Annotated in this window: 23 protein-coding genes; 11 read left to right on the forward strand and 12 right to left on the reverse strand. The window is 69.7% G+C overall.

Annotated features, from left to right (window positions below; translation table 11 throughout):
• Positions 1–36: 36 nt before the first annotated feature.
• Both AB0C28_RS39135 and AB0C28_RS39140 read right to left on the reverse strand, forming a co-directional pair.
• Positions 37–252: a hypothetical protein gene (locus tag AB0C28_RS39135; protein WP_357847798.1), complete on the reverse strand. Its 216-nt coding sequence runs from the start codon at positions 250–252 to the stop codon at positions 37–39.
• Positions 242–1963 carry a PspC domain-containing protein gene (locus AB0C28_RS39140; protein WP_358080427.1) on the reverse strand — a complete coding sequence of 574 codons (1722 nt, stop codon included), beginning with the start codon at positions 1961–1963 and terminating at the stop codon, positions 242–244. The genes AB0C28_RS39135 and AB0C28_RS39140 overlap by 11 nt, the downstream gene beginning before the upstream one ends.
• A gap of 112 nt (positions 1964–2075) precedes the next feature.
• On the opposite strand from AB0C28_RS39140, the gene AB0C28_RS39145 reads away from it, so the two are divergent.
• The 3 genes from AB0C28_RS39145 (at position 2076) to AB0C28_RS39155 (ending at position 5039) form a co-directional block, all read left to right on the forward strand.
• Positions 2076–3284 (forward strand): PspC domain-containing protein, encoded by a 1209-nt coding sequence (locus AB0C28_RS39145; RefSeq protein WP_346110600.1) that lies wholly within the window; start codon positions 2076–2078, stop codon positions 3282–3284.
• Positions 3281–3913: a response regulator transcription factor gene (locus AB0C28_RS39150; RefSeq protein WP_346110599.1), complete on the forward strand. Its 633-nt coding sequence runs from the start codon at positions 3281–3283 to the stop codon at positions 3911–3913. Before AB0C28_RS39145 ends, AB0C28_RS39150 begins: the two co-directional genes overlap by 4 nt.
• A gap of 142 nt (positions 3914–4055) precedes the next feature.
• A complete protein-coding gene (locus AB0C28_RS39155) occupies positions 4056–5039 on the forward strand; it encodes a L,D-transpeptidase (RefSeq protein WP_357847793.1) in 984 nt (327 codons plus the stop codon).
• A 133-nt stretch (positions 5040–5172) separates the two neighbouring features.
• Here the strand turns inward: AB0C28_RS39155 and pcrA are convergent, their stop codons facing one another.
• Positions 5173–7395, reverse strand: a complete 2223-nt coding sequence (pcrA, locus tag AB0C28_RS39160; RefSeq protein ID WP_358080516.1) for a DNA helicase PcrA — start codon at positions 7393–7395, stop codon at positions 5173–5175.
• 125 nt (positions 7396–7520) lie between these two features.
• On the opposite strand from pcrA, the gene AB0C28_RS39165 reads away from it, so the two are divergent.
• Positions 7521–8240 (forward strand): PIG-L deacetylase family protein, encoded by a 720-nt coding sequence (locus AB0C28_RS39165; RefSeq protein ID WP_357847791.1) that lies wholly within the window; start codon positions 7521–7523, stop codon positions 8238–8240.
• 37 nt (positions 8241–8277) lie between these two features.
• Here the strand turns inward: AB0C28_RS39165 and AB0C28_RS39170 are convergent, their stop codons facing one another.
• The 6 genes from AB0C28_RS39170 to AB0C28_RS39195 form a co-directional block, all read right to left on the reverse strand.
• Complete coding sequence (locus tag AB0C28_RS39170; RefSeq protein WP_357847789.1) at positions 8278–8706, reverse strand: PIN domain-containing protein; 429 nt, start codon at positions 8704–8706, stop codon at positions 8278–8280.
• Positions 8688–8912 carry a type II toxin-antitoxin system VapB family antitoxin gene (locus tag AB0C28_RS39175; RefSeq protein WP_357847787.1) on the reverse strand — a complete coding sequence of 75 codons (225 nt, stop codon included), beginning with the start codon at positions 8910–8912 and terminating at the stop codon, positions 8688–8690. Before AB0C28_RS39175 ends, AB0C28_RS39170 begins: the two co-directional genes overlap by 19 nt.
• Positions 8913–9158: 246 nt before the next feature.
• Positions 9159–9890, reverse strand: coding sequence for a CPBP family intramembrane glutamic endopeptidase (locus AB0C28_RS39180; RefSeq protein WP_357847785.1), 732 nt, complete (start codon positions 9888–9890; stop codon positions 9159–9161).
• 187 nt (positions 9891–10077) lie between these two features.
• Positions 10078–10335 carry a WhiB family transcriptional regulator gene (locus tag AB0C28_RS39185; protein WP_346110592.1) on the reverse strand — a complete coding sequence of 86 codons (258 nt, stop codon included), beginning with the start codon at positions 10333–10335 and terminating at the stop codon, positions 10078–10080.
• Between the two features lie 247 nt (positions 10336–10582).
• The gene (locus AB0C28_RS39190; RefSeq protein ID WP_357847781.1) at positions 10583–11269 is read right to left on the reverse strand and encodes a neutral zinc metallopeptidase; all 687 of its coding nucleotides are present in this window, start codon (positions 11267–11269) and stop codon (positions 10583–10585) included.
• A gap of 93 nt (positions 11270–11362) precedes the next feature.
• Entirely contained in the window at positions 11363–12733 is a 1371-nt protein-coding gene (locus tag AB0C28_RS39195; RefSeq protein ID WP_358080429.1) for a glutamate--cysteine ligase, read from the reverse strand.
• A 258-nt stretch (positions 12734–12991) separates the two neighbouring features.
• On the opposite strand from AB0C28_RS39195, the gene galE reads away from it, so the two are divergent.
• Positions 12992–13969, forward strand: coding sequence for a UDP-glucose 4-epimerase GalE (galE, locus tag AB0C28_RS39200; RefSeq protein WP_357847776.1), 978 nt, complete (start codon positions 12992–12994; stop codon positions 13967–13969).
• A gap of 188 nt (positions 13970–14157) precedes the next feature.
• Here the strand turns inward: galE and AB0C28_RS39205 are convergent, their stop codons facing one another.
• The gene (locus AB0C28_RS39205; protein ID WP_357847774.1) at positions 14158–14955 is read right to left on the reverse strand and encodes a hypothetical protein; all 798 of its coding nucleotides are present in this window, start codon (positions 14953–14955) and stop codon (positions 14158–14160) included.
• A gap of 353 nt (positions 14956–15308) precedes the next feature.
• On the opposite strand from AB0C28_RS39205, the gene sucC reads away from it, so the two are divergent.
• The 3 genes from sucC to AB0C28_RS39220 all read left to right on the forward strand — a co-directional run bounded on the left by sucC (position 15309) and on the right by AB0C28_RS39220 (position 19189).
• On the forward strand, positions 15309–16490 hold the full coding sequence (sucC, locus tag AB0C28_RS39210) for an ADP-forming succinate--CoA ligase subunit beta (RefSeq protein ID WP_358080431.1): 1182 nt from the start codon (positions 15309–15311) through the stop codon (positions 16488–16490).
• Between the two features lie 3 nt (positions 16491–16493).
• Positions 16494–17369: a succinate--CoA ligase subunit alpha gene (gene sucD, locus AB0C28_RS39215; RefSeq protein WP_346110586.1), complete on the forward strand. Its 876-nt coding sequence runs from the start codon at positions 16494–16496 to the stop codon at positions 17367–17369.
• A gap of 185 nt (positions 17370–17554) precedes the next feature.
• Positions 17555–19189 carry a DUF6350 family protein gene (locus tag AB0C28_RS39220; protein ID WP_358080433.1) on the forward strand — a complete coding sequence of 545 codons (1635 nt, stop codon included), beginning with the start codon at positions 17555–17557 and terminating at the stop codon, positions 19187–19189.
• A gap of 14 nt (positions 19190–19203) precedes the next feature.
• Here the strand turns inward: AB0C28_RS39220 and AB0C28_RS39225 are convergent, their stop codons facing one another.
• Positions 19204–20163 (reverse strand): YafY family protein, encoded by a 960-nt coding sequence (locus AB0C28_RS39225; RefSeq protein ID WP_357847768.1) that lies wholly within the window; start codon positions 20161–20163, stop codon positions 19204–19206.
• A 61-nt stretch (positions 20164–20224) separates the two neighbouring features.
• On the opposite strand from AB0C28_RS39225, the gene AB0C28_RS39230 reads away from it, so the two are divergent.
• The gene (locus tag AB0C28_RS39230; RefSeq protein ID WP_358080434.1) at positions 20225–21493 is read left to right on the forward strand and encodes an epoxide hydrolase; all 1269 of its coding nucleotides are present in this window, start codon (positions 20225–20227) and stop codon (positions 21491–21493) included.
• A gap of 85 nt (positions 21494–21578) precedes the next feature.
• Here AB0C28_RS39230 and AB0C28_RS39235 read toward each other — a convergent pair whose 3' ends face one another.
• Positions 21579–21929 (reverse strand): hypothetical protein, encoded by a 351-nt coding sequence (locus AB0C28_RS39235; protein WP_357847764.1) that lies wholly within the window; start codon positions 21927–21929, stop codon positions 21579–21581.
• Positions 21930–22072: 143 nt separating this feature from the next.
• Here AB0C28_RS39235 and purN point away from each other — a divergent pair, with 143 nt between their 5' ends.
• On the forward strand, positions 22073–22702 hold the full coding sequence (gene purN, locus AB0C28_RS39240) for a phosphoribosylglycinamide formyltransferase (RefSeq protein ID WP_357847762.1): 630 nt from the start codon (positions 22073–22075) through the stop codon (positions 22700–22702).
• Complete coding sequence (gene purH, locus AB0C28_RS39245) at positions 22699–24249, forward strand: bifunctional phosphoribosylaminoimidazolecarboxamide formyltransferase/IMP cyclohydrolase (protein ID WP_358080436.1); 1551 nt, start codon at positions 22699–22701, stop codon at positions 24247–24249. Before purN ends, purH begins: the two co-directional genes overlap by 4 nt.
• The last annotated feature ends 182 nt before the right edge of the window (positions 24250–24431 follow it).

The following is a 24431-nucleotide window of genomic DNA, read 5'->3' on the forward strand; positions in this document are numbered from 1 at the left end:
CTCCGAACCTACGCCGGTGTTCTTACCGGTCAAGGGTCACTTACCCCGGACCACCCGCGCGACGATCGCGACCAGCCCCGCGAAGGCCAGTCCCAGCACCGTCACCCCGACCAGAACCAGCGGCTCACGGATCGTGCGTGTCACCGTCAAAATGCCCAGAACGATGAAGAGCACACCGCTGAGCAGGGCCATCCAGTCCGTCCTGTGCACCCGCCTGTACGCTCGATCGGGCCGCTCGACGTCACGCCGCACGCCGCACCTCCATGTCGCCGACTCCGCCCTTGAGGTACAGCACGATCGTGGAGACCTTGCCCTCCGGCTTCGTCTCCGGCTCCAGCACCTTGTCCGAGCGCACCTGCACCCCGCCCTTGAGCGACTGGTCGATGACGATGTCGCCGATCTTGTTGGTGGCGTGCACCTCGACCCTGGCGGTCGGCGGCACGATCACCACCAGCTCTCCCGCCGACACCGCGGCGTTGAACGTCACGTGCGTCCCCGGCGGCAGCCGCAGCTCCGACAGGTCCAGCCGGCCGTCTCCCAGGCCCACGTCGTAGAGCTGGTTCGCCTCGGCGATCGTGGTCGGCGTCCACTCCGACGGGCCGATGTTGCGCGGCAGGCCGCCGAGCACCAGCCCCATCGCCACGATCAGCACGAGCGCGGTGCCCGCGGCCACCAGACCGGCGCCCCGGCCCCACCAGGCGGCGATGAGCAGACCCGCGCCGACGGTGATGAGCATGGCGCCGCCGACGACGGTCGGGCTCACTCCGCCGGCCGACCTGGCTTGGACCGCCACGACGATCCCTCCAATGATGATTGCCAGCAGGATGGTGATGGCGCCGATGTACGACCTGGGCCGGGGCGCCCGCTTGTTGCGCTTGGGCGGGATCGGGCGGCCGTACAGGGCGGGGTCGTAAGGGGAGTGGCCGCCGGCCCGCTTCGCCGGGTCGAGCGGCTGGTAGGGGCCGTTCGGCGCGAACGGCTCGCCGTAGCCGGAGTAGTCGAGCGCGGCCGGGGGGTCGGGGCGGTAGGCGGGCCGCGGGTCGCTCGAGGCGGCCTCGGGGCGCTGGGGCCCCGGCACGGCGTGCTCCGCGGTCACCGCCTCCGGCGACACGCCCCGCTCCCGGCGGGCCGCGGCCTGGCGGGCCCGATAGGCCGCATCCCTGGCACTGTCGGCCGCCGCCCGCAACTCCTCGACAGACGCCGCCTCCCGCGCCTCCCTGCCCGGCGCTCCGCTCTCGGCCGGCGCCGCGCTCTCCTGGGGGGCCGCACTCTCGGCCGGCATCGCGCTCTCTGCCGGAGCCGCCGGCGTGGCCGGGGGGCGCACGCTGCCGGTCACCGGCTCCCGTCCCGCGCCCGCTGACGTGACGGATTCGTTCGCTGATGTGACAGATTCGTCCGCGTTCGCCGGGGGGACGGCCTCGTCCACGCCCTCCGGCGCGGGGCGCGGGGCGCGGGGGACCGGGGTGGTCGGCGGGGCCGGGGAGAAGTGGGCGGCGGGTCGTTCGCCCTGCCGCCTGAGCAGCCGTTCCGGCATCGACCTGGCCAGCCCGAGCAGATCCACCCCGCTGGAGTGGGCGGCCAGCAGCGACACGGCCAGGAACACCCCGACCACCAGCGTCCCCGTGTCGAGCCAGACCGTCGCCAGGTTGAGCGCCAGCCCGAACGCCAGCACCGCCGACAGCAACGCCATCACGGCCTCGGCGTCGAAGTCGCGCCGTGTCCACTGCTCGATCAGCCCCGGCCGGCCGTTCGGCTCCTTCATCAGCAGGAACGCGGCCAGATAGAGGAGCAGCCCGACCCCGGACCCCAACAGCAGCACGGCGACGCCCACCCGGAACACCACCGGGTCGATGCCGGTGTAGCGTCCCAGGCCCGCGCAGACTCCCATGAGGAAGCGCCCCTCGCTGCTGCGTCGCAGCTCACGGGGTGGGGCGGCCGGTTGCCTGGGCGGAGCTTCTGTCATGCCTACATCGTGGACCCACGCGCGGGCGGCTCGCATCCGGGAGACCCCTGACCCGACCCGGGGGTTGTTCCCTGATGCTGGAATGCCCCCGACATGTGACTATGGCCATGTTATGGCTGACCAGAAGCTTCTCGCCGAGCAGAGCGGCGACACGCCCTACCGCCGGATGATGCGCCCCATGGAGGGGCGCCTGCTCGGCGGTGTCGCCCAGGGGCTGGCGGCGCAGCTCAAGCTTGATCCCGTGGTGATCAGGCTGATGTTCGTGCTGCTCACCGTCGTCCATGGGATCGGTGCGGTGGCGTACGCCGTGCTGTGGATGGTCACGCCGCGGCAGCCGTACCAGGGCCAGCAGCCGCAGCGCGACTGGAGCCAGCTGGCCGCGTTCAGCGCGATCGGGGTGGCGCTGCTGGCGTTCGGCTGGCTGACCGGGGCCTCGCAGGGCGGCATCGGCATGCTGCCGTTCGCCGTCGGCGGGATCGGCGCGCTGATTCTCTGGCAGCAGGCCGACCCCGAACGCCGCAAGGGCTGGGTCAGCGGCGCCACGCTCAGCATGCGCAAGAACCGGGTGCGCACGCTGCTCGGCGTCGGCCTGGTCGTGATCGGCGCGACCGGATTCCTGGCCGCGGAAGGCGAGCTGCCCCAGATCAGGGACAGCCTGCTGTTCACCGTGGTCGTGGTCGGCGGGCTTGCCGTCATCGCCGCGCCCTGGCTGGCGGGCCTGTGGAAAGAGCTGCAGCTTGAGCGGCGCGAGCGCATCAGGCAGGAGGAGCGGGCCGAGGTCGCGGCCATGGTGCACGACTCCGTGCTGCACACGCTCACGCTGATCCAGCGCGTCGCGCACGACCCGCGCGAGGTCTCGCGGCTGGCCCGCTCGCAGGAACGCGAGCTGCGTAACTGGCTCTACCAGCCGGCGCAGGACGCCGACGCCACGGTGGCGGCGGCGGTACGCAGGATCGCGGCCGAGGAGGAGGACTCCCACGGGGTGCCGATCGAGGTCGTCTGCGTGGGGGACATCGCCCTCGATCCGGCGGGCAAGCTGGGGGCCATGCTCAAGGCGGCCCGGCAGGCGATGGTCAACGCGGCCAAATACTCTGAGAGTCCCTCTATTTCCGTCTATGCCGAAGTAGAGGGTGAAGAGGTCACGATTTTCGTGAAGGATCGTGGCAAGGGGTTCGACCTTGAGGCGGTGCCGCTCGACAGGATGGGGATCAGGGAGTCCATCATCGGGAGAATGGAACGTCACGGAGGCGCGGCCCGCGTTCGCACGGAGCCCGGCGAGGGCACGGAAGTGATGTTGACGATGAAGGTGGAGAAGGCATGACGCGCGTACTGATCGTCGACGATCACCGGCTGTTCCGATCGGGCGTGCGCGCCGAGCTCGGCGACTCCATCGAGGTGGTCGGGGAGGCGGAGGACGTCGAGAGCGCGGTCAAGGCGATCGCCGCGCACCAGCCCGACGTGGTGCTGCTCGACGTGCACATGCCCGGTGGCGGCGGCCAGGAGGTGCTGCGCCGGGTGCTGGGTGCCGGCTCCCAGGTGCGCTTCCTGGCGCTGTCGGTCTCCGACGCGGCCGAGGACGTCATCGGCGTGATCAGGGGCGGCGCCCGCGGCTACGTGACCAAGAACATCAGCGGCAAGGAGCTCACCGACGCCATCCGCCGGGTGGCCGACGGCGACGCGGTGTTCTCGCCGCGGCTGGCGGGGTTCGTGCTGGACGCGTTCGCCTCGTCGGAGGCTCCCTCCATCGATCCCGAGCTCGACTCGCTGACGCAGCGCGAGCGGGAGGTGCTGCGGCTGATCGCGCGGGGGTACGCGTACAAGGAGATCGCCAAGGAGCTGTTCATCTCGGTCAAGACCGTGGAGACCCACGTGTCGTCCGTCCTGCGCAAACTCCAGCTCTCCAACCGGCACGAGCTGTCCCGCTGGGCCACCGCGCGACGCCTCGTCTGATCTGTCCCTTACGCCGATCTCGCCAGTTTTTGGCGGGTCTTGGACCGTTACAGGAAAGTTATCGGGATTTCGCCAGCGAAACTCTCGTCTCCGTTGTCACACAAGGAGGTAGTCGAAGCACTTAAGTCCAGGAGTAACCCCTTTGAAGCGCGTCACCCGGATGCTTCCGGCTCTGCTCGCTCTGGCCGCCGCCACGGCATGTGCGGCGGAGAGCGTCCCCGCTCCACAGCCCGGCGCCCGAGCCGCCGCTGTGGCCCAGAGCACCACGATCCCCGCTCCCGCCCCCGCCGCGGGTGCCGTCGCCGCCCCGGCGAAAAAGGCAAAGCTGGAGATCGCCGATATCACCCCCATGGGGGAGAAGACGGAGAAGGTGGGGGTCGGGTTCCCGATCATCGTCACCTTCGACCGTGACGTCAAAGACAAGGCCGCGGTCGAGGCCCTGCTCGACGTCGAACCGGAGAAGCCCGTGGAGGGCGCCTGGCGCTGGGTGTCCCCGCGCAAGGTCATCTACCGGACGAAGACGTACTGGAAGCCGTACCAGAAGGTGCTCTTCACCGCGCGTTTGTCCGAGCTGCCCGGCAACGAGAAGGCCAAGAACGTCTCACGCCGCTTCGCGGTCGGCTCCCAGCAGATCTCCTTGGTCAACACGCGGAACCACACGATGAAGGTCTACCGCAACGGCAAGCTGGCCAAGAAGATCGCGATCAGCGCCGGTAAGGGCGGCTTCGTCCGCAACGGCGTGGACGTGTACCTCACCACCAGCGGCACCCACCTCACGATGGGCAAGAAGGCCGTCGAGACCATGACCTCCTCCTGGATGGGCGTGACGGATCCCAAGGATCCGCGCTACTACAAGGAGGAGATCCCGTGGGCGGTGCGCATCTCCGACAGCGGCGAGTACGTGCACCAGAGCGCCGGCTACTACCAGTTCCTGGGGCGCTCGAACCAGAGCCACGGCTGCGTGCGGGCCACTCCGGCCGGAGCCAAGTGGTTCTACACGATCGCCCAGCGCGGTGACGTCGTGAAGATCACCGGCACCAAGCGCAAACTGCAGTGGAACAACGGCTGGAGCTACTGGCAGCTCAACTGGACCCAGTGGAAGAAGGGCAGCGCCCTCAAGCCCTGACCCGGCACTTCATGAAGAGGGGCCGCTTTCCCCGCAAAGGAAAGCGGCTCCTCTTCCACGCTCAGCCCTGAGACCCTTCCACGCTCACGCCGGATGCCCGGTTTCCAGGCGCAGGCCCACTATGCGCCCAGGCTCAGAGCTTCTCCAAGGGCGCGTAGGCCAACAGCAGGGTCTTCTCGCCGCCGCTGCCGAAGTCGATCTTCACCTTGGTCTTCTCCGCCACCCCGTCCACGGACACCACCGTGCCCAGCCCGAACGCGTCGTGCGTGACCCGGTCGCCGGGCGTCAGGGACGGGATCTTCCGCCCGCCGCTCTTGGCCGGGGCCGGGCGCGCGGCCGGCTCGCGCTTCGTGGCGGCGCTCCAGGCGGACTTCTCCGGATCGGTACGCCAGTCGATCAGAGTGCCCGGCACCTCGCTGACGAAGCGCGAGGCCGGGTTGAACGACGGCGCCCCCCACGAGCTGCGCACGGCCGCCCGCGTCAGGTAGAGCCGCTTCTGCGCCCTGGTGATGCCGACGTAGGCCAGCCGCCGCTCCTCCTCCAGCTCCTTGGGCTCGCCCAAGGACCGGATGTGCGGGAACACACCGTCCTCCATGGCCGTCAGGAACACGACGGGGAACTCCAGCCCCTTGGCGGTGTGCAGCGTCATCAGCGTGACGACCCCCTGCCCGCCGTCGCTGTCGGGGATCTGGTCGGCGTCGGCCACCAGCGACACCTGCTCCAGGAACTCCACCAGCGTGCCCTCCGGGTTGGCCTCCTCGAACTCGGAGGCCACGGAGATGAGCTCGTTGAGGTTTTCCAGGCGGGACTCGTCCTGCGGATCCTCCGACGCCTCAAGCTCGGCGCGGTAGCCGGTGGCCACCAGGATCTCCTCGGCCAGCGCGGACGGCGGCATGCCCTCGGCCTTGGCGATCAGCTCCTCGAGCATCGAGACGAACTCGCGGATGGCGTTGAGCGAGCGCGTGGCCATCCCGTATGCCTCGTCGGCCCGGCGCAGCGCGTCCCAGAACGGGATCTGCTCGCGCGAGGACAGCGCCTCCACCATCGCCTCGGCCCGGTCGCCGATGCCGCGCTTGGGCACGTTGAGAATGCGCCGCAGCGACACCACGTCGGCCGGGTTGGCCAGCACCCGCAGGTAGGCCAGCAGGTCCTTGACCTCCTTGCGCTCGTAGAAGCGCACCCCGCCGACGACCTTGTAGGGCAGGCCGGTGCGGATGAAGATCTCCTCGAACACGCGGGAGGCGGCGTTGGTGCGGTAGAAGACCGCGACCTCGCCCGGCTTGACGTCCTCCTCGTCGCTGAGCCGGTCGACCTCCTGGGCCACGAACATGGCCTCGTCGTGCTCGTTGTCGGCCACGTAGCCCACGATCTTGGGCCCGTCGCCCTGGTCGGACCAGAGGTTCTTCGGCTTGCGCGACTCGTTGCGCGAGATCACCGCGTTGGCCGCGGCCAGGATGTTCTGCGTGGAGCGGTAGTTCTGCTCCAGCAGGATGGTGCGCGCGTCGGGATAGTCGCGCTCGAACTCCAGGATGTTGCGGATCGTCGCGCCGCGGAAGGCGTAGATCGACTGGTCGGCGTCGCCCACCACGCACAGCTGCGACATGTCGGCGCCCGAGCGCACCAGCTCACCGTCGCCGGTGCGCAGCTCGGGATGGCCGACCAGCTCCCTGATCAGGATGTATTGGGCGTGGTTGGTGTCCTGGTATTCGTCGACCAGCACATGCCTGAACCGCATCCGGTAGTGCTCGGCCACGTCGGGGAAGAGCTGGAACAACGTCACCGTGTTCATGATGATGTCGTCGAAGTCCATCGCGCCGGCCTCGGTCAGCTTGAGCTGATAGGCCTTGTACGCCTGCGCGAGCGTCTTCTCCAGGTGTGAGCCCGCCCGGTCGATCGCGCTCTCGTAGTCGACCAGCTCGTTCTTGAAGTTGCTGACCTGCGCCGAGAACGAACGCGGCGGATAACGCTTGGGGTCGAGCTCCATCTCCCTGCAGACCATGGCCATCAGCCGCTGGGAGTCGGCCTGGTCGTAGATGGAGAAGCTGGACGGGAAGCCCAGCCGCTTGGCCTCCCTGCGCAGGATGCGCATGCAGGCGCTGTGGAACGTCATCACCCACATCGCCTTGGAGCGCGGCCCGACGAGCTTGTCGATGCGCTCCTTCATCTCCCTGGCGGCCTTGTTGGTGAAGGTGATGGCCAGGATCTCGCCCGGATGCACCTCACGTTCGGCCAGCAGATAGGCGATGCGGTGCGTGAGCACCCGCGTCTTTCCCGAGCCCGCCCCGGCCACGATGAGCAGTGGACTGCCGTGATGGATCACGGCCTCGCGCTGTTGCGGGTTGAGGCCGTCGAGCAAGGGGTGGTCAACAGAGACTTGGGTCGGCACCTACCTAGGTTAAGACGCTCCACCGACATTCGGCGCCCGGAATGCCTCCGGCGGGGTCCCGGTTGTCCTCCATGGAAGGTCCAGAGAGGGGAATCATGCTGCCGGAGAGCGAGATCAACCGGGTGCTCGTCGTGACCGCCCATCCTGACGACGCCGATTTCGGCTCGGCGGGCAGCGTGGCGCTGTTCGTGGACCGCGGCGTCGAGGTCACCTACCTGCTGGTCACGGACGGTGACGCGGGCGGCAACGAGCGCGAGCTGGACAACTCCGGCATGGCCGAGCTGCGCAGGGCCGAGCAGCTGGCCGCGGCCAAGGCGGTCGGGGTCACCGACGTGCGCTTCCTCGGCCGCTCCGACGGGCAGGTGGTGCCCTCGCTCGACCTGCGGCGCTCGATCGCCAGGGTCATCCGCCAGGTCAGACCCGACCTGGTCATCACCCATCACCCCGACCGCAACTACCAGTTCATCGCCCCCAGCCATCCGGACCACCGCGCCGTGGGCGGCGCCACCCTGGACGCGGTCTATCCGGACGCGCGCAACCCGTACGCGTTCCCGGAGCTGATCAAGGAGGAGGGGCTAGAGGCGTGGACCGTACGTGAGGTGTGGCTGAACGGGGGCTCAACCCCCAACCACTTCGTGGACATCACCGAGGCCATGGACCGCAAGCTCGCGGCCTTGCAGTCACATGTCAGCCAGGTCGCCCACGTGGACGGCTTCGCCGACTTCGTCAAGAGCCGCTTCGCCGCCTGGGCGAAGCAGGCCGGCCTCGGCGACGACCGCTACGCGGAGGGCTTCCAGGTCGTCCCCACGGCCTGACCCGCGCGACCCGCGCCGCCCTCGTCACCCGGGGCGGTCAGGGGACGGAGCCTGGTGGCACCACCCAGAGCGACGGCTGCCCCGTCACCTCCGAGATGATGTCGAAGGCGTGCCCGTAGTGCAGGATCGTCGCCCCGTGCACCTCGGCGCAGGCGGCGATCAGCAGCTCGTCGGGGCCGATGCCGCGGTGCTGGGAGATCTCGACGAGCTGCCGCTGCACGACCATCGCCCGCGTCTGCACCTCCTGGTCGACCGGCAGCAGGATGCACTGCCGCTGGGCGTGCACCATGCGCTGGTAGTGGCCGTAGTCCTGGGCGCTGTAGAACACCTCGAGATCCACGACACTGCAGGTCGCCACCGCCCTGGCCGCGTACAGCGGCTGGAGGGCCTTGGCGATCACCTCGCTGGCCCTGATGCGGGCCAGCGCGCTCTTGTCGAGGAGGTACATCAGTCCTGTCGTCGCCACACCTGCGTCGTGATCTCCGGATCCAGCAGGTCCGGGCTCCCCTCCGTGCGCCAGAACTCGAACGCTCTGATCGCACACTCCTTGTCCGCGTCCTTGTCGACCACTACGCGCAGCGCGGCGTGGACCGTTTCTCTCATGGTCGGCGTACCGAGCTTCTGCTGGGCCGCTTCCAGCAGCTCCTGGTCGATGTCGATTACCGTACGCATGCGACAGCACCTCCGTACCTCCGGCGTATCTGAGTTTCCGTGTTCATCCGTCTTTTTCGGGCATGCGCCAAGCCCGAACCGGGGTGGGTTCGAAACAGGCGCCTCGGAGACGGTAAAGCCTGGACATGCGCAGGTCACAGCGGGACCGGGTGGGCGGGGGAGAAAATCCTTCCGTTAGGTGAAAACTCTTATCCCGCACGAGGCAGATGATCTATCGCGACGCGATCTGCCGGTCACCTCATTCGCTCACTTTTCATGGCGCACAGGTGTCAACCCGCCTTCTCCTGATATGCCGCCCTCGCGCTTGGCGGCGATTCTGGCGAAAAGGTAGCCAAGTGAGTTGGTGGCGAGATGCAGCATGGCCGGAGTGAGCAGGCCGCGGTGGCGGCGCAGCTCGCAGAACAGCACCCCGGCCGCCGCCGTGGACACGACGCTGCCCGCGACCACCCTGGCGGTGTCGAGATGTCCGGGCGACTCACCGGCCGTCAGTGCGCCCAGCGCGGGGTTGGCGCGCGCCATGTCGATCGCGGGAAGGATGTGCCAGAGCCCGAACAGGGTGGAGGAGACCGCCGTCGCGGCGGCTGTGCCCCGGCGGCGACGCACCATGCCGTAGAGAGCGCCACGGAACCCGACCTCCTCCAGCAGAACCGTGCCCAGCGGCACCTGGAGCAGCGCCTCCTCCAGGACGCGGGCTCGCGACAGCGACAGGGCGCGCTCGTCACGGAAGAAGGGCCTGGTGCGGGGGGAGAGGATGCCGACGGTGTAGACGGCGGCCACACCCGCCGCCAGCGCCCCACCGGCCACGGCGCCCCGCCGCCCGTCCTCGAACCCGATCTCCTGCCAGGACAGCCCGGAACGACGAGCCATCGCGACGAGGGCGGCCGTGGCCAGGGTGGACGTCAATGGGCCCAGGCGTGGGGCGACCTTGTTGTTCAGCAGGTTGGCGGCGGTGAGCACGACGATCGACCGAAGCAGCACCCTTGCAGGCTACGCAATCCCCACGCAGCCGCCGCCCCGCAACCTCCGATCCACCCCTGAGCCACCGCCCAACCACCCTCAACCCACCCGGCCAGCCCGCGCAGCGCCCCCGAGGGCTGACCGCGCTGGGCGAGTCTGGGCAGGCCGCACGTCGGTGCCACAGCTGCCTGGACGGGCTGGGCGGTGGTCAGGAGGCTGCGGGGCGGCGCCAGGTTTCGGGGGTGCGGGCGCGGCGGCGTTCTTCCGGGGTGAGGCCGCCCCAGATGCCGTCCGACTCGCCGGCTCGTAAGGCGTAGGAACGGCACTCCTGGATGACCTGGCAGCCGGCGCAGACCGCCTTGGCTCTGGCCTCCTGCAACGGCGTGGGGGCGAGAGGGAAGAAGAGGTCAGGGTCGCTGGATCTGCACGCCCCCCTGCGCAGCCAGCCGATCTCCTCCAGTTGCATGGGTCAAAGGTAGAGCGTGATCATGATCGACCACATCATTCTCCGGGTTGACTCTCGTGTACGTCCTACGGTTTGATCGCACGCCCCCGTGTAGACCCTGTGCGGGTGCCGACCACATGTCCGGCATTTCGCCGCACGCATCCTCGGCGGCCCCGCCCACAACAGGCGTCCAGGTTGCGTCCACTGTCAGGAGGCGTGCATTCCGACGGGCGTCCCCCAGCATGCGTCTCCCAGCAGGAATTCACCGTCAGCAGGAGTCCACGCCGTCCCGGTAGCCCGTCGCGAACGACGCCTGTCGTTGCTCGGCCGTGCCGTGGGCGGCCGGGTCGAGCCAGTTGTCGGTCGGGTCGCCCGCCGCCTCCAGGCTCAGCAGCAGCTCGTCCTCGTCACCCGCCTCCGCCGTCAGCGCCCCCGAGCCGACCAGGGCGGACAGCGTGCCGCCCGCGTAGCAGTCGGCCTGCAGCTCCATCTGGACGTTGAGCCGGAAGTTCGTCTGCAACTGGGCCTGGACGGCGTGCCCGAACTCGTGCGGAATGATCACGTAGACGGAGCCGTCGCCCATCTCGCTCCACAGCGACTCCATCCAGTCCTGGTCATAAGCGATGAAGTGGCCGATCGGGCAGTAGAAGGCATTGTTCGGTACGGATTTCTCCCCGCCGCAGGACGGCCCGGAGGTTCCCGAATACGGGACGAAGTCGGCGATCGGACGGTAGGTCTGGCCGAGTTGCTGGAAGTGTTGTGTCCAGAACTGCTCCGTGAGCGTGCGCGCCGTGCGGATGTCGTCCTCGAACGAGTCGGCCCCCTGGCGGTCCATCGACCGCGGGGCGACGATGCCGCAGCCGGCGACCAGCAGTACCAGTACGGCCGCGAGCCGGGCGAGGCCGGTGCGGGAGGTCAGAGTGGGGGAGATCCGGTCACGCGTCACGGGTTTCACGCATCCCAGGTGTGCGGGGTGGTCGGTCGGCATCCAAGGGTGAGGGTGGTCGATGTGTCCCAGCCGTGCGGCAGTGGTCGGTGTGTGCGGGTTTCACGTGTCCCAAGTGTGCACGGGGTCGTTGGTGTGCATGCGTTCGATGTACTCGAGTGTCATGCCTCGCAGGGCCTCGTGTCGATCACCCTTCCGTGCTCGTACGTGCTCGACCTGCCACGTGGCCCCCGTACGCCCGGTCAGGCACCGTCCCTCGATGACCGACAGCAGCCGGTCCGCCACGGGACCGTGCACGCCCCACCGGACCAGGCCCTCGTGCGCCAGGGGCAGCAGTCGCCGCAGGATCAGCTCGGCGGCGGGCACCTCGCCCAGCCCGGGCCAGTACAGCCGCGCGTCCAGCCCGTGCCTGGCCGCCGCGGCGAGGTTGTCCTCGGCCGCGCGGAACGACATCTGGCTCCAGATCGGACGCTCGTCGTACGGCAGCATGCGCATCAGCCCGTAGTAGAAGGCCGCGTTGGCCGAGATGTCGGCCACGGACGGCCCTGCGGGCAGCACCCGGTTCTCCACGCGCAGGTGCGGCACCCCGTCGACCACCGCGTACACCGGCCGGTTCCACCGGTAGATCGTGCCGTTGTGCAGGGTGAGCTCGTGGAGCTGGGGGATGCGGCCCTGTCCGAGCTCGGCGCGCGGGTCCTCCTCCTCGCAGAGGGGCAGCAGGGCCGGGTAGTAGTTGACGTTCTCCTCGAACAGGTCGAAGACGCTGGTGATCCACCGCTCACCGAACCACACCCTGGGCCGTACGCCCTGCGCCTTGAGCTCGGCCGGACGCGTGTCCGTGGACTGCTCGAACAGCGCGATCCTGGTCTCCCTGTGCAGTTCCTTGCCGAACAGGAACGGCGAGTTCGCCGCCACCGCGACCTGGGCCCCGGAGATGGCCTGGGCGGCGTTCCAGTGCGCGGCGAACATCTCGGGGCTGACCTGCAGATGGAGCTGCACGCTCGTGCAGGCGGCCTCGGGCGCGAGGCTGTCGGCGCGCGTGTCGAGGCGTTCGACGCCCTCGATGGAGATGTGCAGGTCCTCGCCCCTGGCGGCGAAGATCTGCTCGTTCAGCAGGCGGTAGCGCGGGTTGGCCGACAGGGTGCCCTCGCTGATGTCCTGCTCGCGCAGTGTGGGCAGGATGCCGATCAGGACCAGATGGGCGTCCTGCGAACGGGCGCGTTCGTTGGCGTGGTTGAGCCGGGTCCTGACGTCGTTCTCCAGGCGCAGGGCGCCGTCGCCTGCCAGGTCCTGGGGCTGGACGTTGATCTCGATGTTGAACTGGCCCAGCTCCGTGGCCCAGTCGGGCTCGGCGATGGCGTTGAGCACCTGGGCGTTGCGCATGGCGGCCTCGCCGAGGCCGTCCACGATGTTGAGCTCGATCTCCAGGCCGGCCAGCGGGTGGTCGAAGTCGAAACGCGCATCCCGCAGCATCTGGGCGAAGACGTCGAGACACTGATGGACCTTTTCACGATATTTCCGGCGGTCGTCCCGGCTGAACACGACTACTGGCACATCTCTGCCCATAACTCGAAATGTCGCACGTCAAAGCCCACAAGACCAGTGCCCGAATGTGAAAGACCGGATCCAGCCCGCATGACGGAGCCGCCGTCCTCTCCACAGGTGCGGAAGTTGTCCACAGGCGTCCGCGAGACAGCTCCCGAGACGCACGGCAATGGCTAGGGTTCAGGGATGCGCGTTTTGATAACCGGCGGGGCGGGATATATCGGCAGTACGATCGCGTCGGCGTGCCTCGACGCCGGGATCGAGCCCGTCATCCTCGACAGTCTCGTGACGGGGCGGCGGGAGTTCGCCGAGGGCCGGGTGCTCTACGAGGGGAAGATCAGCGACGGCCCGCTGATTGACAGGATATTTACCGAAAATCCCGATATCGAGGCCGTCATCCATTGCGCGGCGCTCATCGTGGTCCCCGATTCCGTGGCCGACCCCATCGGCTACTACCGCGCCAACGTCGCCGAGAGCCTGGAGCTCGTCGACCACCTGATCCGCAACGGCTGCACCCGCATGATCTTCAGCTCCTCGGCCTCGATCTACCGCGCGGGCGACGACCACACGGTCACCGAGGAGTCCCCGCTCGACCCGCAGAGCCCCTACGCGCGCACCAAGGCCGTCTGCGAGGGCATGTTCGCCGACATCGCGGCCGGCGCGCCGATCAGGATCCTGTCCCTGCGTTACTTCAACCCGATCGGCGCCGACCCCAAGATGCGCACGGGCCTGCAACTGCGCCGCCCGAGCCACGCCCTGGGCAAGCTGATCGAGGCGTACGACGACGGCGTCCCGTTCCGGATCACCGGCACCGGCTGGCCGACCATCGACGGCACGGGCATCCGCGACTACGTCCACGTCTGGGACCTGGCCACCGCCCACGTCGCGGCGCTCGAACGCTTCGACGGGCTGGAGGCCGACGTGATCAACCTGGGCACCGGCGCGGGCACCACCGTGCGCGAGCTGGTCGACGCCTTCAACCGGGTCGTCGACCGTCCCGTCGAGGTCGTCGAGGCCCCGGCCAGGCCCGGAGACGTCGCCGGCGCCTACACCCGCAGCGACCTGGCCCACCGCCTGCTCGGCTGGCAGGCCCGCCACTCGATCGAGGAGGGGATCAGGCATTCGCTCGAATGGGCCGCCCTGCGCGACTCTCGCCTGACCTGAGGCGCCTGACCTGAGGCGCCTGACCTGAGGCGCCGCGATCACCTGGCCTGAGGCGCCGCGATCACCTGGCCTGAGGCGCCGCGATCACCTGGCCTGAGGCGATCGCGGCCGGTCCGGCCGCGTGAGGTGCCGCGGCCGGTCCGGCCGCGGCGTGGGTCCTTCGTGGTCCTCCGTGGGAGCGACCTCGGCTATCCGGCGATGGCGCCGACGGAGCTCTCCGAGAGCTGGTCCGGGACCTCGCTGTCCTCGCCGAGGTCCTTGGCGTCGATCCACAGGTCCTCGGCCGGCGCCTTGATGGTGACCTTGGAGCCCCAGCCGATGTACTTGGTGGCGGTGCTGGAGCTGTACTTCCCGAGCACGCCGAAGTCCATGGTCCAGCTCGACCGCAGCTCCCTGACCAGCCCCTTGGAGTTGACCGACAGGGCGTACTCCACCTTGATCTTGCCCAGCTTGCCGCCGAGCTTGCGGCTGTGCGAGGCGGCGGCGAGCTGGTCCTGGGTCAGCGCGCCCTTGTACGTGCCGCCCTTGACGCTCTTGGCCTTCGTCACCAGCGCCTTGAGCACGCCCGGCTGGAACACGTCGATCATCTGGTTGAACGTGGCCCCGGCGGCCACGCCCGGGTAGCGGACCCACTTCTTGCCGTCGGGCAGGTCCTGGCTGAAGGCGCCGCCCTGGACGTAACTGTGGCCGCCGATCGTGATGATGCGCGGCGGCGCCACGGCGGCGGCGGCCTTGGGCGCCTTGTTCTTCATGTCGGAGGCCACGACCCCCGACTTGCCGAAGAGGAAGGTCCCGCTGCTCTTGCCGGTGGAGGCGCTCTTGCCGTCCACGGCCATCCGCGACGTCTCGACGATGCGCACGCCCTTGCCGGCGACGAACTGCTTCTTCAGCGCCTTCACGGGGTCCACGGGGGCGGCGTGGGCCGGCGCCACGGTCACGAGCGCGGCGGCCGTCGTCAACGCGAGGCCCGCGAGAATTCGCTTCATGGGTTTTCCTTCGCTTCAAAGAAGAGGGAAGCAGCAGCCTGCCAATGGAAGATCACGACCCTATATCGAGAAACTGGCCATATGCCCCCGAAACGGTGCACTTCCGGTGCACGTCCCGCCCTGAAGAAGTGAGATCACCGTCACATAGTGGAAGAACCACGACCCGATGACCTGGTCAGGTCAAGCTTCGGGCTAGGCTTCACTGGCGGAAACGCCCGGCACGCATCCCCGAGCGTAGGAGCTCGCCGTGAAAGGGCAAGGCACGATGCCAAGGAGCGGCGAAGCGGACGCGACCGTCAGTGCCGTTGCCCGGGCCGCCGAACATCAGTCGCAATGGAAGAGGACGGACCCTCGTGGACCTGTTCGAACATCAAGCGAAGGAGCTCTTCGCTGACTACGGCATCCCGGTGCCACGTGGCATCGTCGCCCACACCGTGGAGGAGGTACGGTCGGCGGCCACGGAGCTGACCGGCCGCGTTGTCGTCAAGGCCCAGGTCAAGACCGGCGGCCGCGGCAAGGCCGGCGGCGTGAAGGTGGCCGACGACGCCGCCGACGCCGTCACCAAGGCCGAGGCCATCCTCGGCATGGACATCAAGGGCCACACGGTCCACAAGGTCCTCGTGGAGGAGGCCAGCGCGATCGCGGAGGAGTACTACTTCTCCTTCCTGCTCGACCGCGCGAACCGTACCTTCCTCGCCATCTGCTCCGCCGCGGGCGGCATGGACATCGAAGAGGTCGCCCACACCTCGCCGGAGAAGGTCGCCAAGGTGCCGGTCTCGGCGCTGTCCGGCGTCGACCGGGCGAAGGCCCGCGAGATCGCGGCGGCCGGCGGCCTGCCGGAGAAGTCGCTCGACGGCGCGGCCGAGCTCATCGAGAAGCTCTGGTGCTGCTTCGTCGACGAGGACGCCACGCTGGTCGAGGTCAACCCGATGATCCTGTCCGCCGACGGCCAGGTGAAGGCCCTCGACGGCAAGGTCACGCTCGACGAGAACGCCGCGTTCCGCCAGCCCGACCACGAGGCGCTGGCCGACAAGGCCGCCGAGGACCCGCTCGAGGCCAAGGCCAAGGAGAAGGACCTCAACTACGTCAAGCTCGACGGCGACGTCGGCATCATCGGCAACGGCGCGGGCCTGGTCATGTCCACCCTCGACGTGGTGGCCTACGCCGGCGAGGCGTTCCCCGGCAAGCCGTCCCCCGCCAACTTCCTCGACATCGGCGGCGGCGCCTCGGCCGAGGTCATGGCCGCGGGCCTGGAGATCATCCTCTCCGACCCGAGCGTCAAGTCGATCTTCGTGAACGTCTTCGGCGGCATCACCGCCTGCGACGCCGTCGCCAACGGCATCGTCTCGGCGTTCAAGCTGCTGGAAAGCCGCGGCGAGGCCGTCACCCACCCGCTGGTGGTCCGCCTCGACGGCAACAACGCCCAGCTCGGGCGGCAGATCCTGGCCGACGCCGCGCTCCCGCGCGTCGAGCTGGTTGACACGATGGACGAGGCGGCCAAGCGTGCCGCCGAGCTCGCTGCGGTAGGTGCGTGACCCATGGCCATCTGGTTGACTGAGAACAGCAAGATCATCGTTCAGGGCATGACCGGCGGCGAGGGCACCAAGCACACCCGCCGCATGCTCGCCTCCGGTGCCCGCGTCGTCGGCGGCGTCAACGCGCGCAAGGCCGGCACCACGCACGAGGGCCTGCCCGTGTTCGGCACGGTCAAGGAGGCCATCGCGCAGACCGGCGCCGACGTGTCGGTCGTCTTCGTGCCGCCGGCGTTCACCAAGGACGCGGTCATCGAGGCCATCGACGCCGAGATCCCGCTTGTCGTGGTGATCACCGAGGGCGTGCCGGTGCACGACTCCACGGCTTTCTGGGCGTACGCCGTCGAAAAGGGCAACAAGACCCGCATCATCGGCCCCAACTGCCCGGGCATCGCCTCTCCCGGCGCCTCCAACGCCGGCATCATCCCCGCCGACATCACCACCGCCGGCCGCATCGGCCTGGTCTCGAAGTCCGGCACGCTCACGTACCAGCTCATGTACGAGCTGCGTGACTTCGGCTTCTCGACCGCCGTCGGCATCGGTGGCGACCCGGTGATCGGCACCACCCACATCGACGCCCTCCAGGCCTTCCAGGAGGACCCGGGCACCGATGCCATCGTGATGATCGGCGAGATCGGCGGCGACGCGGAAGAGCGGGCCGCGGCCTACATCGAGGAGCACGTCACCAAGCCGGTCGTCGCCTACGTCGCGGGCTTCACCGCCCCCGAGGGCAAGACGATGGGCCACGCGGGCGCCATCGTGTCCGGCTCGGCCGGCACCGCGCAGGCCAAGAAGGAAGCGCTGGAGAAGGTCGGCGTCCGCGTCGGCAAGACTCCGTCCGAGACGGCTCGCCTCATGCGCGAGATCATGCAGGCGCGCTGACGGGTTTCCGTCCGTTCGCACCGTTTTTCGCCAGGGCCCTGCTCGATGCGGGGCCCTTCGCGTTGCCTCACCGTCCGACGGAACACGCCGTACGGCCTCAGAGCCCGTGCGGAGGCGCACAAAGTGGGCGGCGGGCGGCGCGTCAACCAAGCTTCGGTCGGGAAAGCTTGAGAAAATCGCCTACTGTGACGGCGATTCTCGACCAGCTGCGTACCGCCCCCCGGTCGGTGCTCGGCAAGCTCCCCGGGGTCTCGAGCGACGACGACGAGACACGGCGGCCGCTGCCGGTGTCGGGAATGCTGGCCGCCGCCTGCACCCTCGGCGTCGGCCTGGCCGCACTGACCACGCTCACCCTGGTCGGCTGGATCGCCGCGCCACGCGGCGCGCTGGGCGCCGGCCTGCCGGGTGTGTTCAGAACGGCGGCGCAGCTCTGGCTGGCCGCCCACCACGCCGGGTTCGCGATCCCCGGCGGGCGCGTCGGGCTGCTGCCGCTCGGGCTGATGATCCTGCCCGCCATGCTGCTCTACCGCGCGGGCCGCTGGATGGCGAATGACGCCGACCTGCGCCTGCGGCTGCCCGCCCGGCTGCCCAAGAACAGCCCGAAGGAGCAGGCGGGAGCCCGCCGCCGGGCCCAGCTCGTGCTGGTGATGCAGGCCGGGGTGTCGCTGGCGGCCCCGTACGCGCTGCTCGCCGGACTGATCGCGCTCGTCGCGGGCAACGAGATCACCCAGCCCTTCATCGGCGAGGCGCTGCTCAGCCACTTCGTGCTGGCGTTCCTGTGCGGCGCGCTGGCCACCGCGCGCATGATCGGGCCGTGGCGGGTGATGCTGCGGCTGCTGCCAGAACGGGTGCGGGCGCTGACCGTCGGCACGGCGCTCGCCACGGCGGTGCTGCTCGTGGCCGGGCTGGCGCTGGTGCTGGTCGCGGTCGTGCTGAACTTCGGGCAGGTCAAGGAGCTGTCCGACGTGCTCGCGCCCGGGTTCGTCGGCGGGGTGCTGCTGGCCCTGGTCCAGCTCCTCTACCTGCTCAACGCCGTCATCTGGGCCTTCTCCTACATCGCCGGGCCCGGCTTCGCGATCGGCGCCGAGACCCTGGTCGCGCCGACGGGCGTGCAACTCGGCACCGTGCCGAGCCTGCCGCTGCTGGGGGCGCTGCCGGAGAGCGGGCCCGTGCCGGCGTGGATGATGGCGGTGATCGCGCTGCCGTTCGCGGCCGGGGCCGTGGCGGGCGTGATGGTGGCCAGGATCGCGCCCTCGCCGTCGTACGAGGCGGCGCCGCTGTGGGGGTTCATCAGCGGGGTGTCGACCGGGCTGGTGGCCGGGGTGCTGGCGGCGCTGTCCGGCGGGCCCATCGGCGGCGGACGGCTGGCCACGGTCGGGCCCTCGCCCTGGGAGGTGGCGCTGTCGGTCGCGATCGAGGTCGGGGTGGCGGCCGGCATCTCGGCGGGCGTGACCAACCTGCTGCTGATCAACAAACGCGCCAGGACCCCGCTCGACAAGGCGGCCGCCCCCGTACGCAAGGCCGGCGCCGCCATCGCCAAGGCGGCCAGCAGGGTCGGGCTGGCCGAGTCCGACCCGCGCCCGCTGCCCGGCCACTGGATGGACGCCACCGAGGCAGACACCCAGGAGATCCCGGTCATCAGGGACGACTGGCAGGACGAGCACGCGTCCGCCGAGGCCGAGACCCTGGCCCAGGCCCGGCCCCGCCCGCCGGAGCCCGAGTCCGCCGCCCGCCCGCCCCGCAAGGACATCGTGGACGAGTCGGACGACCGGGGCGGCCACGTCATCTACGTCGACCCCTACGCCTGGGACCGCGACTGACGCGGCGACGTGTCTCAGTCCGCCGGGACCGCCCGCCGGTAGCGGTCGGCCAGGGCGCGGATCTCGGCGACGAGTTCGGGCGGCTCGGTGACCTCGAAGGGGGCGCCGAGCATGCCGAGGTAGGAGGCCAGCAGTTGCGGCGTGTCCGAGCCGACCTCGGCCACGCAGGCGTCGTCGCCCAGGGGTTCCACCCGGACGCCGGACGGCAGCCGGTCGCGTACGTGCTGGGCCGGCGCGCGGACCGTCACCCGTGCCCGGCACTGCCAGGTCGCGGTGGCCAGACCGGTGGTGACATGGCCGACCAGGTCGCCGCCGGGGTCCTCGCGCGGGGTGAAGCGGGGGCCGTTCGGCGTCCGCAGCCGCATCCGGTCCACCCGGAACGTGCGCCAGTCGGACTTCGCGACGTCCCATCCGACCAGGTACCAGCGGCCCCGGCTGTGCGCGAGCCGGTGCGGCTCGACCTCGCGGCGGGTGGCCGATCCGTCGTGGGCGGCGTAGTCGAAGCGCAGCCGCTCGTGGTCGCGCGTGGCCGCCGCGATGGCGGTGAGCGTCTCGGCGTCCACGTGGGAGCCCGCGTACGGCAGCGGGACGAGCGAGGCACGCAGGCCGTTGACCCGGTGCCGAAGCCGTGACGGCAGCAGCTGCTCCAGCTTGGTCAGCGCACGCAGCGCCGCCTCCTCGATGCCGGTGACCGCGCCCTGCGTGGCGCCCACCCGCAGCCCGACCACGACGGCGACCGCCTCGTCGTCATCGAGCAGCAGGGGTGGCAGCTGCGCGCCGGGTCCGAGCCGGTATCCGCCGGTAACGCCCCTGATCCCGTGCACCGGATAGCCGAGGCCGCGCAGGCGTTCGACGTCGTTGCGCACGGTGCGCCCGGTGACGCCGAGCCGCTCGGCCAGCTCGGGCCCGCTCCAGTCGCGCGGCGTCTGCAACAAGGAGAGCAGCCGCAGCAGTCGTTGTGCTGTGTCCGACATATTTGCCAGTCTGCCCTGATACAGGAACGGTTGGTTCCTGTATCGATCCTACATTTCCGGTATGACGAACAACACGGACATCCGCCCGTTCCGCATCGACATCCCCCAGGCCGAGCTGGACGACCTGCGCGACCGCATCACCCGCGCCCGCTGGCCCCGGCAGCTCCACGGCGCCGGCTGGGAGCGCGGCGTTCCCGTGAACCACCTCAAGCACCTGGCGGACCACTGGGCGAACGGCTTCGACTGGCGCGCGCAGGAGAAGACGCTGAACGAGTACCCGCAGTTCATGACCACGATCGACGGCCAGGACCTGCACTTCCTGCACGTCCGCTCACCCGAGCCGGACGCGCTGCCGCTGATCCTCTCCCACGGCTGGCCGGGCTCGTTCGCGGACTTCCTGGACGTCATCGGGCCGCTGACCGACCCCCGCGCGCACGGCGGTGACCCGGCGGACGCGTTCCACGTCGTGATCCCGTCGCTGCCCGGCTTCGGCTTCTCCAACCCGGTGCGGGAGCCGGGCTGGGGCAACCTGTTCCGGGTGGCCGCCGCGTTCGCGGAGCTGATGACCCGGCTCGGGTACGAGCGGTTCGCCGCGCAGGGCGGCGACGTCGGGGGCGGCGTGACCATGCTGCTGCCCATGGTCGCCCCCGGCCGGGTGGTCGCCACTCACATCAACGGTCCTTCGCCGTACCCGTTCGGGCCGTCCATCGAGCTGGACGGACTGTCCGGCGCGGACCGGGATCGCGCCGAGCGCTTCAACGCCTTCCGCGAGGACGGTCTCGGCTACCTGCACCTGCAGTCCACCCGCCCGCAGACGCTGGGCTACTCGCTGAACGACTCGCCGATCGGGCAGTTGGCGTGGATCGTGGAGAAGTTCAAGGAATGGACGGATCCCGCCGCCGAACTGCCGGAGGACGCGGTGGACCGTGACCGGCTGCTCACCGAGGTGAGTCTGTACTGGTTCACCGGGTCAGGGGCATCCTCGGCCGGCGTTCTTTACGAAGGAATGCGCGCCTACCGAGAGATGGCCGCCTCCTCGTCGCACGACGACGACCAGTCCGGCGACGACCAGCCCGGTGCCGATCAGTCCGGCGACGGTGAGTCCAGCGGCGACCAGGCCGGTGCCGAGCAGGCCGGGTGGCCGTCCGTGCCGATGCCGCCGCAGGGGATCGCGGTGTTCGCGGCGGACATGACGATCCGCGCCCTCGCCGACCCGGCGAACACCGTCGGCCACTGGTCGGAGTTCGACCGGGGCGGCCACTTCCCGGCGCTGGAGACGCCCGACCTGCTGGTCGGCGACCTGCGCACGTTCTTCCGCACCGTGCGCTGATCCCGGTGGCAGGCGACGCTCGACGCGGCGAGCAGTCGCCGTCGGGCGCCGGCGGAACGACAGGCGGCGCGAGGGGACGCGCCGCCTACGGCTGCATGGCGCCGAGCATCTCCAGGACGTCGGGCGGAAGCTTGCGCTGGGCCGCCTCCCTGAACTGGGCGAAGCACTCGCCCTGCGACGACACCGTGCCCGCGCCCTTCAGGCACTCCTGATAGGCGGAGTATTCGTCCATCAGGTAGAGCTGCATGCCCGCGGCCATGGCCGACAGCGCCAGCGCGATGGAGGAGACCGTGATGCCGCCCACCGCCACGCCCGTCGGCTTGCCCTCGGCCCTCAGCAGCGGCAGCGCCCGGACCCCGGCCATCAGCGCGAACAGCGCCATGACCAGACCCGCGAGCGGCAACATGAACGTCATGGCCAGCGCTGCGATGGACAACCAAATCGCTCGGCGGCCCGCTGCGTCAGCGGGCTGCTGGCCTGCCGGTGCCTTCACCGGTGTCGACACCTGACCTCCTCTGCGTCGCCGGGCGAGGAACAGATACCCTGTGACCCCCACCCTGTTTCCTCTTTGGAGTATGTGTGTCTAAGGCTGGGCGGCTCGTCGTCCTCGTCTCCGGCTCTGGAACCAACCTACAGGCCCTGCTGGACGCTTCTGCCGACCCGTCGTACGGCGCTCGCGTGGTAGCGGTCGGCGCCGACAGGGAGGGCATCGAAGGGCTGACCAGAGCATCGAGGTCAGGCGTCCCGACATTTGTCGAAAAAGTGGGCGATTATGCGACGCGGGCGGACTGGGATGCCGCCATCGCGGCCCGAATCGCGGCGTACGAGCCGGACCTCGTCATCTCGGCGGGGTTCATGAAGATTCTGGGCCCGCCCACGCTCGACGCCTTCCCCGTGCTGAACACCCACCCGGCGCTGCTGCCGTCGTTCCCCGGAGCCCATGGCGTCCGCGACGCGCTCGCCCACGGGGTCAAGGTGACCGGATGCACGGTGATGCTGGCCGACGCGGGCGTCGACACGGGGCCGATCGTGGCGCAGGAGGCGGTGTCCGTGCTCCCCGACGACGATGAGAAGGTCCTGCACGAGCGCATCAAGACGGTCGAGCGCCGGCTGCTCGTCGAGATCGTCGGCCGGATGGCTCGCGAGGGCTGGACGGTCAGCGGACGTAGCGTCCGAATCGGCAACCACACAGGAGGGGAATCCACGTGACTCGCATCGCCATCCGGCGCGCGTTGATCGCTGTTTACGACAAGTCCGGGCTTGAGGAGCTGGCCAGAGCCCTCGACGGCGCCGGGGTGGAGATCGTCTCGACCGGCGGCACGGCGGCCGCCATCTCGTCCTACGGGATCCCGGTGACGAAGGTGGAGCAGCTCACCGGCTTTCCCGAGTGCCTGGACGGGCGGGTCAAGACGCTGCACCCGCGCGTGCACGCCGGGCTGCTGGCCGACGTCACCAAGCCGCACCACGTGGCCCAGCTGGAGGAGCTGGAGATCGACCCGTTCCAGCTGGTCGTGGTCAACCTCTACCCCTTCCAGGAGACCGTCGCCTCGGGCGCCTCCGCCGAGGAGTGCGTCGAGCAGATCGACATCGGCGGCCCTGCCATGATCAGGGGCGCGGCGAAGAACCACAGCACCTGCGCGGTCGTGGTCGACCCCGCCTTCTACGGCGACGTGCTCGACGCGGTGAGCGAAGGCGGCTTCACGCTGACCGAGCGCAGGCGGCTGGCGGGCATCGCGTACGCGCACACGGCCTCCTACGACGTGGCCGTGGCGAACTGGTTCGCGGGGTCGTACGCGGGCGAGGACGAGTTCCCCGCCTTCGCCGGTTCGGCGTACCAGCGCAAGGCCACCCTCCGCTACGGCGAGAACCCGCACCAGCGCGCGGCCCTCTACACCGGCGGCACGGCGGGCAAGGGCGGGCTGGCCAACGCCGAGCAGTTGCACGGTAAGGAGATGTCCTACAACAACTACCTCGACGCCGACGCCGCCTGGCGCGCGGCGTGGGACTTCGCCGAGCCGTGCGTGGCCATCATCAAGCACCAGAACCCGTGCGGCATCGCGATCGGCGCCGACGTGGCCGAGGCGCACCGCAAGGCGCACGCGTGCGACCCGGTGTCGGCGTACGGCGGCGTGATCGCCGTCAACCGGACGGTCACGGAGGAGCTGGCCAGGCAGATCTTCGACGTGTTCACCGAGGTCGTGGTGGCTCCGGCGTACGACGCGCAGGCTCTTGAGGTGCTGCGCGGCAAGAAGAGCCTGCGCCTGCTGCTGTGCCCGGAGGGGCCTGCCGAGCCGACCGAGTTCCGCAAGATCAGCGGCGGCCTGCTCGTGCAGACGGTCGACCGGGTCGACGCGCCCGGCGACGTGGCCGCCCAGTGGGAGCTCAAGGCGGGCTCGCCCGCCACGCCCGAGCTGCTGGCGGACCTGGAGTTCGCCTGGCGGGCCAGTCGCTCGGTGAAGTCCAACGCCATCCTGCTGGCCAGCGGCGGGGCGACCGTCGGGGTGGGCATGGGCCAGGTCAACCGGGTCGACTCGTGCCGTCTGGCGGTCACCAGGGCGGGGGAGCGGGTTTCTGGGTCGGTGGCGGCTTCCGACGCGTTCTTCCCGTTCCCTGACGGGCTGGAGGTGCTGACGGAGGCCGGCGTACGCGCGATCGTGGAGCCTGGTGGCTCGATCCGGGACGAGCAGGTCATCGAGGCGGCCCAGAAGGCCGGCATCACCCTCTACTTCACCGGAACCCGCCACTTCTTCCACTGATCACGTGCGATCGGCGCCGATCGTTCCTGGAGAGGGCTGACCGGCGCCACGCCCTTGAGCGCTGAACGTTCCTGCAGAGGGCCGATCATCGCCCCAAGGGTTGATCATGCCCCAAGGGTTGATCATCGTCTCAAGGACTGATCGCCGCCCAAGTGGCTGATCGTCACCGTTAAGTGCTGATC

The organism is Nonomuraea sp. NPDC048892, assembly GCF_040649735.1.
Lineage (GTDB): Bacteria > Actinomycetota > Actinomycetes > Streptosporangiales > Streptosporangiaceae > Nonomuraea > Nonomuraea maheshkhaliensis.